A 13,342-nucleotide genomic window follows, 5' to 3' on the forward strand; every position below is an offset into this window, starting at 1 on the left:
AGCAAGTCATGAGCTGGAACGTCCGCATCGGTATCAATCCCCTGTCGTGGATGAACGACGACCTGCCGTCGCTCGGCGGCGAGACGCCGCTCGAGACGGCGCTGAAGGAAGGCGCCGAAATCGGCTATGCGGGCTTCGAGCTCGGCAACAAGTTTCCGAAGACGGGCCCCGAACTGAAGGCGAAGCTCGCCGAATTCGGGCTCGTATGCGTGTCGGGCTGGTATTCGGGCTTCCTCGCGGAAGTCGCGCCGGGCATGACCGACGCCGATGCCGTCGCGGCGGAAATCGAGCGCTGCCGCGCGCACATGACGAAGCTGCAATTCAACGACGTGACGGTCGTCGTGTACGGCGAATGCGCGGGCACGATCCAGGGCAGCATCGACACGCCGGTCGCGAAGCGGCCGCGTTTCGTCGACGACGACGCCTGGCGGCGCTACGCCGCGCGCCTCGACGCGTTCGGCGCGCATCTGCTCGACACCTACGGGATCCGGCTCGCCTACCATCACCACATGGGTGCGTACGTCGAATCGCCGGACGACGTCGACCGGCTGATGGCGCTGACCGATCCCGCGAAGGTGTTCCTGCTGTTCGACACCGGCCACGCGTATTTCGGCGGCGCGGCCGACCCGGTGACGCTGTTGAGGAAGCACGTATCGCGCGTGGCGCACGTGCATTGCAAGGACGTGCGGCCGCAGGTCGTCAACCGGGCGCGCAACGACGGCTGGAGCTTCCTGAACGGCGTGATCAACGGCACCTTCACGGTGCCGGGCGACGGCGCGCTCGACTACGACGCGACGCTGCGCACGCTGAAGGACGCCGGCTACGAAGGCTGGCTCGTCGTCGAGGCCGAGCAGGATCCGGCCGTCGCGCCGAGCTATGCGTATGCGAAGAAGGGCTATGAATCGCTGCGCGCGATCGTCGACCGGTTGAGCGCGTGAGCATGTGCGCAAACGCCCGAGCGCGCCGCCCTATCCTATTGCGGAGACCCATTTCATGACGATTTCTCCCCTGCTGGTCAAGGCATCCGCCGACCGCGAAATCTGCAACGTCACGCCCGAATCGGCCGGCTGGAAACACGTCGGCTTTCGCGCGCTGCGCCTGAAGGCCGGCGACACCGAGACGCTCGACACGGGCACGCGCGAACTGTGCGTCGTCGTGCTGACGGGCACGGTGCGCGCGGAGGTCGACGGCGAAGCCTACGACGCGCTCGGCAAGCGCGACAGCGTGTTCGAGGACGTGTCGCCGGACGCGCTGTACGTGCCGGGCGGCAAGCGCGTCACGCTGGTCGCGACGCGCGATGCGGAGGTCGCGCTGTGCACCGCGCCGTACGCGAGCGGCGACAAACCCGTGCGGCGCCTCGACGGCGAACGGATGCGCCGCTCGGCGCGCGGGCAAGGCACCAACACGCGCTACGTATGCGACATCCTGATGGGCGACAACCCGGCGGCCGAGCGCCTCCTCGTCGTCGAAGTCGTCACGCCGGCCAGCCATTCGAGCAGCTATCCGCCGCACAAGCACGACCGCGACGCGGCGCCCGACGAAACCTCGCTCGAGGAAACCTATTACCACCGGATCGATCCGCCGCAGGGTTTCGCGTTCCAGCGCGTGTACACCGACGACCGCAGCCTCGACGAGGCGTGCGCGGTCGAGAATCACGACGTCGTGATGGTGCCGCGCGGCTACCACCCGGTGGTCGCTCCGCACGGCTACAACCTGTACTACCTGAACGTGATGGCCGGGCCGAGCCGCGCGTGGGCGTTCAAGAACGATCCCGCGCACGAGTGGATGCTCGATGCGGCGCCGAAACGGTGAAGGGCTGAAGTATTGAAGCGCCGAAGCACTGAATGGAAGACGGGCCGACGCGGCCCGTGACGATGCGACGCCCGGCACGCGCATACAGTGCCGGCAACGCTACGGAGCCGCCATGGTGACGCCCCCCTTTCGCCTCGAATCCCACGCCTTCGACGACGATACGTCGAACCCGGCGCTGCCGCACTTCAATGCAGCCGTCGCGCGCCGAATGGGAGAAATCGCGATCAACCTCGCGTCGCGACGCGGGCTGCCGATTGCGGTCGGCATCGTGGGCGAGCAGGCGTTGCTGTTCTACTGCGCGCTCGACGGCAGCGGCGCGCACGACGGCGATGCGATCCGCCGCCGGCAAAACACGGTCCTGCGTTTCGGCCAGAGTTCGCTCGCGGTCGGCGCGCGCTTTCGGCGTGCCGGCTGGTCGCTGCGGTCGCAGGGCCTGTCGGACGACGATTACGCACTCGACGGCGGTGGCGTGCCGGTGCGTATCGCCGGCGCCGGCATCGTCGGTGCGATGACGATCGCGGGGCTCGGCTCCGAACGCGATCACGCGCTCGTCGTCGAATGCTTGCGCTGGCACGTCGGCGCGAATACGCTGGCGATGAGCGCGTAACGGCGCGAACGGCGCCCCTGCACCGTTCGCGCGGTACCGCCGACGATCAGTTCAACCCGCCGCTCACGACGAGATGCTCGCCGGTCATCCAGCGCGCATCGTCCGAGGCGAGGAACACGGCGACCGACGCGATGTCGTTCGGCTCGCCGAGGCGGCCGAGCGGCGTCTGGCCGAGCACCTGCGCTTCGAGATCGGAACCGATGATGCCCGCGCTGTGCGTGCCTTCGGTCACGACCATCCCCGGGTTGATCGCGTTCACGCGGATCTTGCGCGGGCCGAGTTCGAGCGCGAGCACGCCGGTGATCGCGTCGACCGCGCCCTTCGTGCCGCTGTACACGGCGCTGGCCGGCGGCGTGATGCTGGTCACCACCGAGCTGATGTTGATGATGCTCGCGCCTTCGCCGAGATGCTTGACCGCCGCCTGCGTCGTCAGCAGTACGCCGAGCACGTTCGTGTCGAACTGCCGGCGGTAGTGCTCTTCGGTGATCGCTTCGATCGGCGCGAATTCGTACACGCCGGAGTTGTTGACGAGTACGTCGAGACGACCGTACGTTTCGATGGCGGTATCGACGATGCGCTGCGCATCGGCGGCCTTCGACACGTCGCCGCCGACCGCGACCGCGCGGCCGCCCGCTTCCGTGATCGCGCTCACGACCGCGTCCGCGCCCGCCTTGCTGCTCGCGTAGTTGACGACGACCGATGCACCTTCGTCGGCCAGTGCCTTCGCGATTGCCGCGCCGATGCCCTTCGATGCGCCCGTGACGATCGCTACCTTGCCTGCCAGCTTGCTCATGATTTCATTCCTCTGTTCGAAGACCTTCGATGGATGGCGCCGGTTGCCGCGACGATGCGTCGATGCGTTTCAATGGCGACCGGCCTGACTGGCAATGTAAGGTGCGGCACCGCAGCGATAAAGCGGCTCGAAGCGAATTGACTGGCGGAGTTTGCCGAACAATCGAGCGGGCGTCGTCAGCCAGCGCTCAGCCAGGCGTGCGCGACCTCGCCGCCGAGGCCGTCGAGCCCGCCGTCGTAGACGATCCGTCCGCGCCCCATTACCGCCGCGCGTCGCGCGAGCCGCGGCGCAAGCTGCAGCCGCTGCTCGATCAGCACGATCGAAACGCCGTCGGCCTGCAGCGCGGCGAGGCACGCGCCGACTTCGTCGACCGCGAGCGGCGCGAGCCCTTCGGCCGGTTCGTCGACGATCAGCACGCGCGGCCGGCCGGCGAGTGCGCGCACCAGCGCGAGCACCTGCTGCTCGCCGCCCGACAGCCGCCCGGCTTTCACGTCCGCGCGCGCGGCCAGCAGCGGAAAACGGTCGAACAGGCGGTCGAGCGCCGAGCGTTCGGTTGCGCCGCTTGCGCCGCGCAAACCGAGCCGCAGGTTGTCGCGCACGGTCAACAGCGGGAACACGTCGCGGCTTTCAGCCACGTAAGCGACGCCGCGCCGCGCGATCTCGAACGTGCGCGCGCCCACGCATTCGGCGCCGGCGATGCGCACCGAGCCGGCGGTACGCACCAGCCCCATCACGGCCTTCGCGAGCGTGGAGCGCCCCGAGCCGTTGCGCCCGAGCAGCGCGAGCGTCTCGCCCGGCGCGAGCGCGAGATCGACGCCGTCGAGCACGGGCCGTATCCCGTACCACGCGCGCAGCCCGCGAATGTCGAGCACGGCGCTCATGCCGCGCCCTCGCCCAGATAGGCGGCCCGCACGCGCGAATCGGCGCGGATCGCGTCGGGCGCGCCGGTCGCGACCACCGTGCCGCGCACGAGCACCGTGATGCGTTCGGCGAAACCGAACACCGCATCCATGTCGTGCTCGATCATCAGCACGGTGCGGCCCTGCGTCGTCGCGCGGATCAGCGCGATCATCCGCGCCGCCTGTGCGCGGCTCATGCCGGCCGTCGGCTCGTCGAGCAATAGCGTACGCGCACCGCTCGCCAGGGCGATGCCGAGATCGAGCGCGCGCTGCTCCGCATAGCTCAGCTCGGCGGCCGGCGTGTCGCGTCGCGCGTCGAGCCCGATGTCGTGCAGCACGCGCGCCGCCGCGACATCGACCGACGCCGATTCGCGCAGCCGGTTCCACCAGCGCCGCCGTTCGGCCGGCGCATGCAGTGCCGCGCAGCGCAGGTTGTCGAACACGGTCAGGCGCGCGAACGCACTCGTCTGCTGGAAACTGCGGCCGATGCCAAGCCGGCTCGCGACGACCGGTCCGCGCCCGCGCAGCTCGATGCCGTGCAGCACGACGCGCCCACGCGTCGGCCGCGTCGCCCCGGCGATCACGCCGAACAGCGTCGACTTGCCCGCGCCGTTCGGCCCGATCAGCGCATGGCGCTCGCCGGCCGCGATGCTCAAGTCGACACCGTCGAGCACCGTCTGCGCGCCGAAGCGCTGCACGACGCCGTGAAGCGCGATCGCGTTGCCGTTCATCGCGCGTCCTCCGGCGTGGCCGCCGCGGCGCGATGCCCGAGCCGCGCGCGCCAGCTCCACAGCAGCGTGCCGATGCCGGCCGCCGAGCACGCGACGGCCCAGCCAGCCGGCGTATCGGCGTCGATGCCCCATGCGCCGAACGCGAGGCCCGTGCCGCCGTCCTGCGCGAAGCGCCACGCATAGCCGAGCTCGGCCGCGCAGACGATCGCGACGCCCCAGAACGCGCACGCGCCGACGCCGCACAGCGCGCGCCATCGCTCGACCGCCGGCGCGCCGCGCCTGAGCACATGCGCGAGCGCCCGGGCAATGCCCGCGATCCCGCCGGGCGCGGCCACGACGATCGCGACGAACAGCACGCCCAGATACAGCGCCCACGCACGCGACACGCCCGCGACGACGATACTCAGCGCGGTCAGCACGGCCGCGCCGGCCGCGGGCCCGAAGAACGCGCCGGTGCCGCCGATCACCGCGGCTATCAGCACGGTCGCCGAGCGCGCCATCGACACGCTGTCGGGTGTCGCGATCTCGACGTCGATCAGCGTCAGCGTACCGGCGACGCCCGCGAAGAACGATGCGCAGGTGACCATCGCGAGCCGCACGCGGCGCGGATCGGTGCCGAGCGCGGCGACCCGCTCAGGGTTGTCGCGCACCGCGTTCGCGAGGCGCGCCAGCGGCGTGCGCGTCAGCGCATGCATGGCCCATGCCGACACGACGCACCACGCGGCGATCAACGCATACGCATGCGCCGGCGCGCCGAATTGCCCGTTGCCCCACGACACGCCGCTCGCACGGTCGATCGGCACGCCGCCGAGGCCGCCGAACCACGCGGGCACGCTCCACGCGGCGGCCGCGACGCATTCGCCGAGCCCGAGCGTGATCATCGCGAACGCGGTGCCGGAACGACGCGTCGCCAGCAGCCCGGCAACGAACCCGAAGCCCGCGCCGGCCACGCCGCCGACGAGCGGCAACAGCGGCAGCGGCGCGCCGATGCGGTTGAACCAGTGGGCGGCCGCGAACGCGCCGAGGCCCGCGAACGCCGCATGCCCGAACGACAGCAGCCCGGTCGTACCGAGCTGCAGGTTGTACGACAGCGCGAGCACGACGAGCGCGGCCGTCTGCGCGAGATAGCCGAGCACCGCGCCATGCGGCCACAGCCATGCGGGCAGCGCGACGCACGCGACGAACGGCGCCCAGCGCGCGAGGCCGGCGAGCGCTCGACTACGCATCGGCACGCTCGCCGAACAGCCCGCGCGGCCGCGCGACCAGGACCGCGACGAGCAGCAGGTACGGCACCAGCGGCGCCAGTTGCGCGATCGACACCGCGGCGACGCTGTCGGGCAGCGCGATGCCCGTCCATTGCGCGAGGTCGCGCAGCGACGTGTCGCTCGCGGCCGCGAAGGTCTGCGCGAAGCCGACCGCGAGCGACGCGACGAACGCGCCGCCGAGCGAGCCCAGGCCGCCGATCACGACGACCGCGAACACGACCGACCCGACCGTCTCGGCGAGCGCGGGTTCGATCACCGCGAGCGGCGCGCCGATCACGCCGGCCAGCGCCGCGAGCGCGGTCCCCGCGCCGAACAGCGCCGTCATCACACGCGGCACGTCGTAGCCGAGCGCCTCGACGGCCGCGCGATGCGTGAGCGCCGCGCGCACGACGAGCCCGATGCGCGATGCACGCAGCAGCCCGCCGAGCGCGACCAGCATCGTCGCGGACATCGCCATCATGAACAGCCGGTAACGCGGCAATGCGAGACCGAACACGCTCGCGGGCGCGCCGTCGAACAGCGGCGGCACGGGCGCCGGCAGCGGCGCGAGGCCCCACGCGAGTTTCGCGCCCTCGCCGATCAGATATGCCAGACCGAAGGTCAGCAGCAGTTCGCTGGTATGGCCGCGCGCCTGCACGCGGCGCAGCAGCGCGCGTTCGCAGCCGGCGCCGAGCAGCCCGACCGCGAGCGGCGCGAGCACGAGCGCGGGCCAGAAGCCCGCCCAGGCCGCGATGCTGTAGCCGACATACGCACCGAGCATGTAGAAGCTCGCATGCGCGAAGTTGAGCACGCCCTGCACGCTGAAGATCAGCGTGAGGCCGGCCGACAGCATGAACAGCAACAAGCCGTAGCTGAGGCCGTTGAAGGCCTGGAGCGCGAACGCGTGCACCGCGTACCGTCAGGCGGCGAGCGGTTCGAGCGCGGCGCGCAGCGCGTCGGGCAGCGGCGCCGGGCGGCGCGTGCCGCGATCGACGTACACGTGCACGAAATGCCCCTGCGCGGCGGGCGATGCATCGCCCTGTGCGAACAGCCCGACTTCATAGCGCACGCTCGACGTGCCGAGCTTCACGACACGCAGGCCCGCGTCGACCGATTGCGGAAACACAAGCGGCGCGAAGTAGTTGCACTGCGTCTCGACGACCAGCCCGATCGTCTGCCCATGCTCGACGTCGAGCACGCCTGTGCGGATCAGATACTCGTTCACGACGGTGTCGAAGTAGCTGTAGTAGACGACGTTGTTCACGTGCCCGTAGACGTCGTTGTCCATCCAGCGGGTCGTGATCGGCAGGAAGTGGCGATAGGCGTCGCGCGGACGCGGCTGCGGCTTGTCGGACATGGCGATGGCGGTCAGGACGATGGAAGCGAAGGGAACGACGGGAACGAAGGGAACGGCGAGGACGACGCGTGACGGCCGCACGACGCGGCGCGCCGGCCGGCAACGAAGCGCCGCGTCGCGATCGCGCGCGCCGCGGCGGATGACACGCTGCGGGCAGGCCGGCCCGTCACTGCCCCGGCCGGTCGACGAATTCGAAATCGAGGCCGCGCGCGCGCATCCAGTCGGCGAGCGCGACGCCCGTGCCGGCGCGCCACGGGCGCAGCAGCGGCGGATCGACGAGCTTGTATTCGAGCAGTTCCGGCGACAGCGACACCGTGCCCGACGCCCGCACGTGATACGCGATGATCAGTTCGTTCTTGCGCACGAACTCGTACACGCCGACGAGCGATACGTGCTCGGCCTTCAGCGCGGTTTCCTCGAATACCTCGCGCGCGATGCCGTCCTCGGGCGTCTCGCCGTTTTCGAGGAAACCGGTGATCAGCGCGAACATCCCTTCGGGCCAGGCCGCGTTGCGCGCGAGCAGGATCTTGCCGTCGAGTTCGACGATCGCGGCGACGACGGGCAGCGGGTTGTTCCAGTGCACGTAGCCGCAGGTGTCGTCGGGGCAGGCCTGGCGAATGCGGCCGCCCTCATGGTCGGGATCGGCACGCTCGGTCAGCGGGCTCGCGCAGCGCGGGCAAAAGCGGTAGTCGGCGGTGGTCATCGATGGAAGTCTGGCGAGCGCCGGACGGCCGACTGCCGGCTGCCCGCGCACCCGCTCGGCGCGGGAAAGGCTTCATTCTAGCGAGTTTGCCCGCGCCCGATACGATCCGGCCCCACCGGTATCAGGATGACCGGCGAGCGTGTGCGGCGGTCGCCGCGAAGCCGCCGGCGCCGATCAGCAGCGCGGCCACCGCGACCCACAGCGCGGGCGTAAACGACCCGAAGCGCGCGGCCAGCGGCGCCGCGACGAGCGGCCCGAGTATCTGCCCGACGCCGTACGACGCGGTCGCATAGCCCATCAGCCCGGCCGCACGCTCGCCGTGCAGGCGCCGCGCCTCGCGCATCGCGAACAGCGTGATCGCGGTGAACGGCAGGCCGAGCAGCGCGCTGCCGATCGAGAAACCGGCCGCGTTCGGCCACACGATTCCGGCCGCGATGCCGAGCGCCTGCGTCGCGCAGCCGGCCGCGAGCAGCAGCCGGTTGTCCCAGTGCCCGGGCAGCCGCGCGGCGGTGATCGCGCCGACGATCAGCGCCGCGCCGAACATCGGCCAGAAGAGGTCGGGCCACGGTGAACCGGCCGGCAGCGCGGCGCGCGCGATCACCGGCAGGAACGTCGCGGTGATGATGTAGCCGAAGCCCGGTGCGCCATACAGCACGACGAGCCAAGCGGCGTCCGCGCGATGGCTTCGCGTGCCGGCCCGCGCCGCCGGCGTGGCGGGTGCGCCGGCGACCGCTTGCGGCGCGGCGGGCGGCGGCGGTGCTGCCTGCGCATGTGCCGAGGCCGGCGCCGCACCGAACGTGCGCCAGATCGCGACCGACAGGACGGCCGACAACGCCGCGAAACCGAGCCAGCCCGCCGCCGCACGCTGGCCCGCCAGCGCACTGCCGATCAGCCCGGTCATGACGATGCCGACGCCCGGCCCCGCGTAGATCACCCCGCTCCATTTGGGCGCGATCAACTCGGCCAGGCGTCGCAACCCCCATTGCGACATGAACACGAACGTCCATGCGCTGACGACGCCCGCGACGAAACGCACGACGAGCCACGCCGGCAGCCAGTGGCCGACGCCCATCGCGGCGGTCAGCAGCACGGTCGCGACGAGCCCGAAACGCACCATCCGCGCGGGCGCCACGCGCAGCGCCGCGCAACTGACCGCGCCGACGAAGTAGCCCGCGTAGTTTGCCGACGCGAGCCAGCCGCCTGCTTTCAGGCCGATCGAGCCGTCCGCGAGCATCAGCGGCAACAGCGGCGTGAACGCGAAACGGCCAACGCCGAGCACGATGGCCAGGCCGATCATGCAGGCGAGCGCGGCCGCGCGGGCACCGCGGTCGGCCTGGTCGGACGAAAGCACGCGGGCGGTCGGAGCATCGAAGCGGGACATGGCGGCATGGGCCGACGCGTCGCGCGCCGGCCGGATCGGGAATCGGAATGCGTCCATCCTAGCTTGACCAAACGTTCTTGAAAAATGAATAATTGAGAATCGACTCATCCCCTGGAGAGAATCATGGACCTGGCGGCGCTGGCGATCTTCCGGGCGGTCGTGCGCGAGAACGGCGTCACGCGCGCGGCGGCCAAGCTCAATCGCGTGCAGTCGAACGTCACGACGCGCATCAAGCAGCTGGAAGAAGAACTCGGCGCGGCGCTGTTCGTGCGCGACGGCCGCCGGCTCGTGCTGACGCCGGCCGGGCATACGCTGCTGCCGTATGCGGAGCGCCTGCTCGCGCTCGCCGACGAGGCGCGCGACGCGGTGCGCGAGGACACGCCGCGCGGCCGGTTGCGGCTCGGCACGATGGAAAGCACGGCGGCGAGCCGGCTGCCGACCATCCTCGCGCGCTACCACCACGCCTGGCCCGACGTATCGCTCGAACTGCTGACGGGCACGACGGGCTGTCTGATCGACCGCGTGCGCGACTTCGAAATCGACGCCGCGCTGTTCGCGCGCCCGCCCGAGCCGGACACGCTGCCCGACACGTTCGAGACGGTGCCGATCTTCCGCGAGGATCTCGTGCTGCTCACCCCGCGCGGCCATCCGCCGGTGCGCACGCCGCGCGACGTGCTCCTGCCGACGCTGATCGCGTTCGAGCGCGGCTGCACGTATCGCAAGTACGTCGAGCGGTGGTACGCGGCGCACGGCGTGAAGCCGGCGCGCGTGCTCGAGCTCGGCTCGTATCACGCGATCGTGGCATGCGTCGCGGCCGGCGCGGGCATCGCGGTCGCGCCGCGTTCGGTGCTCGATCTGCAGCCCGAGAGCGGCAACATCACCGCGCACACGATTCCCGAACTCGAAGGCATCGACACGCTGCTCGCGTGGCGGCAGGGTTATGCGTCGGCGGCGCTCGCCGCGCTGCGCGATGCGCTCACCGACGCCGTACGGCAGCCTGGCGACGCAACGGAGCCGGCCGCGACCGTGCCGGCCTGATCCGGACGTGCACGTCGCCGCATCGAGCGACGTGCACGTCCGGCACAAACAAAACGACCCGACCGGCACCTGCCGATCGGGTCGTTTTTCGATTCACGCGATGCCGTCAGTGCGACGACATCGCATCGGTCGTGCAACGATCAGAGCCGTTCCTCGATCCAGCCCTTCACGCCGGCCAGCGCGCCCGGCAGGTTCGCCGGCTCGGTGCCGCCTGCCTGCGCCATGTCCGGACGGCCGCCGCCCTTGCCGCCGACCTGCTGCGCGACGAAGTTCACGAGTTCGCCGGCCTTGACCTTCTTGCTCGCATCCGGCGTGACGCCCGCGATCAGGCTGACCTTGCCGCCTTCGACGGCCGCCAGCACGATCGCCGCGCTCTTGAGCTTGTCCTTCAGCTTGTCGACCGTTTCGCGCAGCGTCTTCGCGTCGGCGCCGTCGAGCGTCGCGGCCAGCACGTACACGCCGCCGATTTCGACGGCCTGCTGCGCGAGTTCGTCGCCCTGGCTCGATGCGAGCTTCGACTTCAGCGCGCCCAGCTCCTTCTCGAGCGACTTCACCTGGTCCTGCACCTGCGCGATGCGCTGCGTCAGCTCCGACGGCTGCGCCTTCAGCGCCGCCGCCGCTTCGTTCATACGCGCGTCGAGCTCCTGCACGTAGCGCACCGCGTTGTCGCCGGTGATCGCCTCGACGCGGCGGATGCCGGCCGCGACGCCGCCTTCGACGACGATCTTGAACAGGCCGATGTCGCCGGTGCGGTGCACGTGCGTGCCGCCGCACAGTTCGCGCGAGAAGCCGAGGTCGAGCACGCGCACTTCATCGCCGTACTTCTCGCCGAACAGCGCCATCGCGCCGCCCTTCACCGCTTCGTCGTACGGCATCACGCGCACGATGCCCGGCGCGTTCGCGAGGATTTCGTTGTTGACGATCTGCTCGACGCGACGGATTTCGTCGTCGGTCATCGGCGCGTTGTGCGCGAAGTCGAAACGGGTCTTGTCGGCATCGACGAGCGACCCCTTCTGCTGCACGTGCGCGCCGAGCACTTCACGCAGCGCCTTGTGCATCAGGTGGGTGGCCGAGTGGTTGCGCTGCGTGCGGGCGCGGCGATGCGCGTCGATTTCCGCGCGCAGCACGTCGCCGACCTTGAGCGTGCCTTGCTCCAGCGTGCCGTGGTGGCCGACCACGTCGGCCTGCACCTTCAGCGTGTCGGCCACCGCGAAGCGCGTCGCGGCGTTCGCGAGCACGCCCTGGTCGCCGACCTGGCCGCCCGATTCCGCGTAGAACGGCGTGTGGTCGAGCACGACGACCGCATCCTGGCCGGCCTTCACTTCGTTGACGGCCGAACCGTCGACGTACAGCGCGACGACCTTCGCGTCGTCGAACGCGATTTCCTCGTAACCGTGGAACGTGGTCTTCGCGCCCGAGTATTCGAGGCCCTGCGTCGCCTTGAACTTGCCGGCCGCGCGGGCCTGCTCGCGCTGGCGCGCCATCGCGTCGTCGAATGCCGGCTCGTCGACCGTCATCCCGCGCTCGCGGCACACGTCGGCCGTCAGATCCAGCGGGAAGCCGTAGGTGTCGTGCAGCTTGAACGCGAGTTCGCCGTCGAGCACCTTGCCGCCCTTCGCGTCGACGTCGGCCAGCGCGGCTTCGAGGATCGACATGCCGTGCTCGATCGTTTCGAAGAAGCGCTCCTCTTCCTGGCGCAGCACGTCGGTCACGCGCTGTTCGGCTTCCTTCAGCTCCGGATAGGCCGTGCCCATCTCGGCGACGAGGTCGGCCACCAGCTTGTGGAAGAACGCGCCCTTGCGGCCCAGCTTGTAGCCGTGGCGGATCGCGCGGCGCACGATCCGGCGCAGCACGTAGCCGCGGCCTTCGTTGCCGGGGATCACGCCGTCGACGATCAGGAACGAACACGCGCGGATGTGATCGGCGATCACCTTCAGCGAGTTGTTCGTGAGGTCGCTGATTTCGGTCACGCGCGCGGCGGCCTTGATCAGGTTCTGGAACAGGTCGATCTCGTAGTTGCTGTGCACGTGCTGCAGCACCGCGGCCAGGCGCTCGAGGCCCATGCCGGTGTCGACCGACTGCTTCGGCAGACGCGTCATGTTGCCTTGCGCGTCGCGATTGAACTGCATGAACACGAGGTTCCAGATCTCGATGTAGCGGTCGCCGTCTTCTTCGGGCGACCCCGGCGGGCCGCCCCACACGTCCGGGCCGTGGTCGTAGAAGATTTCGGTACACGGGCCGCACGGGCCGGTGTCGCCCATCGTCCAGAAGTTGTCCGACGCGTAGCGCGCGCCCTTGTTGTCGCCGATCCGGATGATCCGCTCGGTCGGCACGCCGACTTCCTTCGCCCAGATGTCGTACGCTTCGTCGTCTTCCTGGTAGACGGTGACCCACAGCTTGTCCTTCGGCAACTGATAGACCGTGGTCAGCAGCTCCCACGCGAACTTGATCGCGTCGTGCTTGAAGTAGTCGCCGAACGAGAAGTTGCCGAGCATCTCGAAGAACGTGTGGTGGCGCGCCGTGTAGCCGACGTTCTCGAGATCGTTGTGCTTGCCGCCCGCGCGCACGCTGCGCTGCGCCGTGGTGGCGCGCGAATACGGGCGCGGGTCCGTGCCGAGGAAGACGTCCTTGAACTGGACCATGCCCGAGTTCGTGAACATCAGCGTGGGATCGTTACCGGGCACGAGGCTCGACGAGCGGACGATCGTGTGGCCCTTCGATTCGAAGAATTTGAGGAATTTCTCGCGGATTTCGGCAGCTTTCATGGCGTGCGGGGA

At 70.1% G+C, this 13,342-nt stretch carries 13 protein-coding genes; 4 read left to right on the top strand and 9 right to left on the bottom strand.

The features are described 5' to 3' along the window. Positions 1 to 8 precede the first annotated feature (8 nt). The 3 genes from iolE (at position 9) to HWX09_RS02305 (ending at position 2,419) form a co-directional block, all read left to right on the top strand. Positions 9 to 938, top strand: a complete 930-nt coding sequence (gene iolE / locus HWX09_RS02295; RefSeq protein ID WP_027784209.1) for a myo-inosose-2 dehydratase — start codon at positions 9 to 11, stop codon at positions 936 to 938. Positions 939 to 993: 55 nt separating this feature from the next. Then, positions 994 to 1,812: a 5-deoxy-glucuronate isomerase gene (gene iolB, locus HWX09_RS02300; protein WP_027784208.1), complete on the top strand. Its 819-nt coding sequence runs from the start codon at positions 994 to 996 to the stop codon at positions 1,810 to 1,812. Between the two features lie 112 nt (positions 1,813 to 1,924). Beyond that, positions 1,925 to 2,419 carry a heme-degrading domain-containing protein gene (locus tag HWX09_RS02305; protein WP_027784207.1) on the top strand — a complete coding sequence of 165 codons (495 nt, stop codon included), beginning with the start codon at positions 1,925 to 1,927 and terminating at the stop codon, positions 2,417 to 2,419. Positions 2,420 to 2,465: 46 nt separating this feature from the next. On the opposite strand, the gene HWX09_RS02310 is transcribed toward HWX09_RS02305, so the two are convergent. From HWX09_RS02310 to HWX09_RS02345, 8 genes are all read right to left on the bottom strand, one after another. Beyond that, a complete protein-coding gene (locus HWX09_RS02310) occupies positions 2,466 to 3,212 on the bottom strand; it encodes a glucose 1-dehydrogenase (protein WP_027784206.1) in 747 nt (248 codons plus the stop codon). A 176-nt stretch (positions 3,213 to 3,388) separates the two neighbouring features. Then, entirely contained in the window at positions 3,389 to 4,093 is a 705-nt protein-coding gene (locus HWX09_RS02315; protein ID WP_027784205.1) for an ABC transporter ATP-binding protein, read from the bottom strand. Next, entirely contained in the window at positions 4,090 to 4,842 is a 753-nt protein-coding gene (locus HWX09_RS02320; protein WP_027784204.1) for an ABC transporter ATP-binding protein, read from the bottom strand. Before HWX09_RS02320 ends, HWX09_RS02315 begins: the two co-directional genes overlap by 4 nt. Next, positions 4,839 to 6,068 (bottom strand): branched-chain amino acid ABC transporter permease, encoded by a 1,230-nt coding sequence (locus HWX09_RS02325; RefSeq protein WP_027784203.1) that lies wholly within the window; start codon positions 6,066 to 6,068, stop codon positions 4,839 to 4,841. The genes HWX09_RS02320 and HWX09_RS02325 overlap by 4 nt, the downstream gene beginning before the upstream one ends. Then, positions 6,061 to 6,996, bottom strand: a complete 936-nt coding sequence (locus tag HWX09_RS02330; protein ID WP_027784202.1) for a branched-chain amino acid ABC transporter permease — start codon at positions 6,994 to 6,996, stop codon at positions 6,061 to 6,063. Before HWX09_RS02330 ends, HWX09_RS02325 begins: the two co-directional genes overlap by 8 nt. Before the next feature lie 9 nt (positions 6,997 to 7,005). After that, a complete protein-coding gene (locus HWX09_RS02335; protein WP_027784201.1) occupies positions 7,006 to 7,443 on the bottom strand; it encodes a thioesterase family protein in 438 nt (145 codons plus the stop codon). A gap of 166 nt (positions 7,444 to 7,609) precedes the next feature. Then, the gene (locus HWX09_RS02340; RefSeq protein WP_027784200.1) at positions 7,610 to 8,146 is read right to left on the bottom strand and encodes an NUDIX domain-containing protein; all 537 of its coding nucleotides are present in this window, start codon (positions 8,144 to 8,146) and stop codon (positions 7,610 to 7,612) included. A gap of 121 nt (positions 8,147 to 8,267) precedes the next feature. Further along, positions 8,268 to 9,527, bottom strand: a complete 1,260-nt coding sequence (locus HWX09_RS02345) for a YbfB/YjiJ family MFS transporter (protein WP_089500393.1) — start codon at positions 9,525 to 9,527, stop codon at positions 8,268 to 8,270. Positions 9,528 to 9,650: 123 nt separating this feature from the next. On the opposite strand from HWX09_RS02345, the gene HWX09_RS02350 reads away from it, so the two are divergent. After that, positions 9,651 to 10,565, top strand: coding sequence for a LysR family transcriptional regulator (locus HWX09_RS02350; protein WP_027784198.1), 915 nt, complete (start codon positions 9,651 to 9,653; stop codon positions 10,563 to 10,565). A 140-nt stretch (positions 10,566 to 10,705) separates the two neighbouring features. Here HWX09_RS02350 and alaS read toward each other — a convergent pair whose 3' ends face one another. Continuing rightward, positions 10,706 to 13,330: an alanine--tRNA ligase gene (alaS, locus tag HWX09_RS02355; protein ID WP_027784197.1), complete on the bottom strand. Its 2,625-nt coding sequence runs from the start codon at positions 13,328 to 13,330 to the stop codon at positions 10,706 to 10,708. Positions 13,331 to 13,342: the final 12 nt, after the last annotated feature.

Origin of the sequence: Burkholderia sp. BCC1208, assembly GCF_902833095.1 — a bacterium.
Classification (GTDB): domain Bacteria; phylum Pseudomonadota; class Gammaproteobacteria; order Burkholderiales; family Burkholderiaceae; genus Burkholderia.

What these genes read in the sequence shown, in the direction of transcription:
- HWX09_RS02345 (WP_089500393.1), bottom strand. Translation starts at nt 9,527, where the DNA reads ATGTCCCGCTTCGATGCTCCGACCGCCCGCGTGCTTTCGTCCGACCAG.
- HWX09_RS02325 (WP_027784203.1), bottom strand. Translation starts at nt 6,068, where the DNA reads ATGCGTAGTCGAGCGCTCGCCGGCCTCGCGCGCTGGGCGCCGTTCGTC.
- HWX09_RS02315 (WP_027784205.1), bottom strand. Translation starts at nt 4,093, where the DNA reads ATGAGCGCCGTGCTCGACATTCGCGGGCTGCGCGCGTGGTACGGGATA.
- iolB (WP_027784208.1), top strand. Translation starts at nt 994, where the DNA reads ATGACGATTTCTCCCCTGCTGGTCAAGGCATCCGCCGACCGCGAAATC.
- HWX09_RS02320 (WP_027784204.1), bottom strand. Translation starts at nt 4,842, where the DNA reads ATGAACGGCAACGCGATCGCGCTTCACGGCGTCGTGCAGCGCTTCGGC.
- HWX09_RS02350 (WP_027784198.1), top strand. Translation starts at nt 9,651, where the DNA reads ATGGACCTGGCGGCGCTGGCGATCTTCCGGGCGGTCGTGCGCGAGAAC.
- alaS (WP_027784197.1), bottom strand. Translation starts at nt 13,330, where the DNA reads ATGAAAGCTGCCGAAATCCGCGAGAAATTCCTCAAATTCTTCGAATCG.
- HWX09_RS02340 (WP_027784200.1), bottom strand. Translation starts at nt 8,146, where the DNA reads ATGACCACCGCCGACTACCGCTTTTGCCCGCGCTGCGCGAGCCCGCTG.
- HWX09_RS02310 (WP_027784206.1), bottom strand. Translation starts at nt 3,212, where the DNA reads ATGAGCAAGCTGGCAGGCAAGGTAGCGATCGTCACGGGCGCATCGAAG.
- HWX09_RS02305 (WP_027784207.1), top strand. Translation starts at nt 1,925, where the DNA reads ATGGTGACGCCCCCCTTTCGCCTCGAATCCCACGCCTTCGACGACGAT.
- iolE (WP_027784209.1), top strand. Translation starts at nt 9, where the DNA reads ATGAGCTGGAACGTCCGCATCGGTATCAATCCCCTGTCGTGGATGAAC.
- HWX09_RS02335 (WP_027784201.1), bottom strand. Translation starts at nt 7,443, where the DNA reads ATGTCCGACAAGCCGCAGCCGCGTCCGCGCGACGCCTATCGCCACTTC.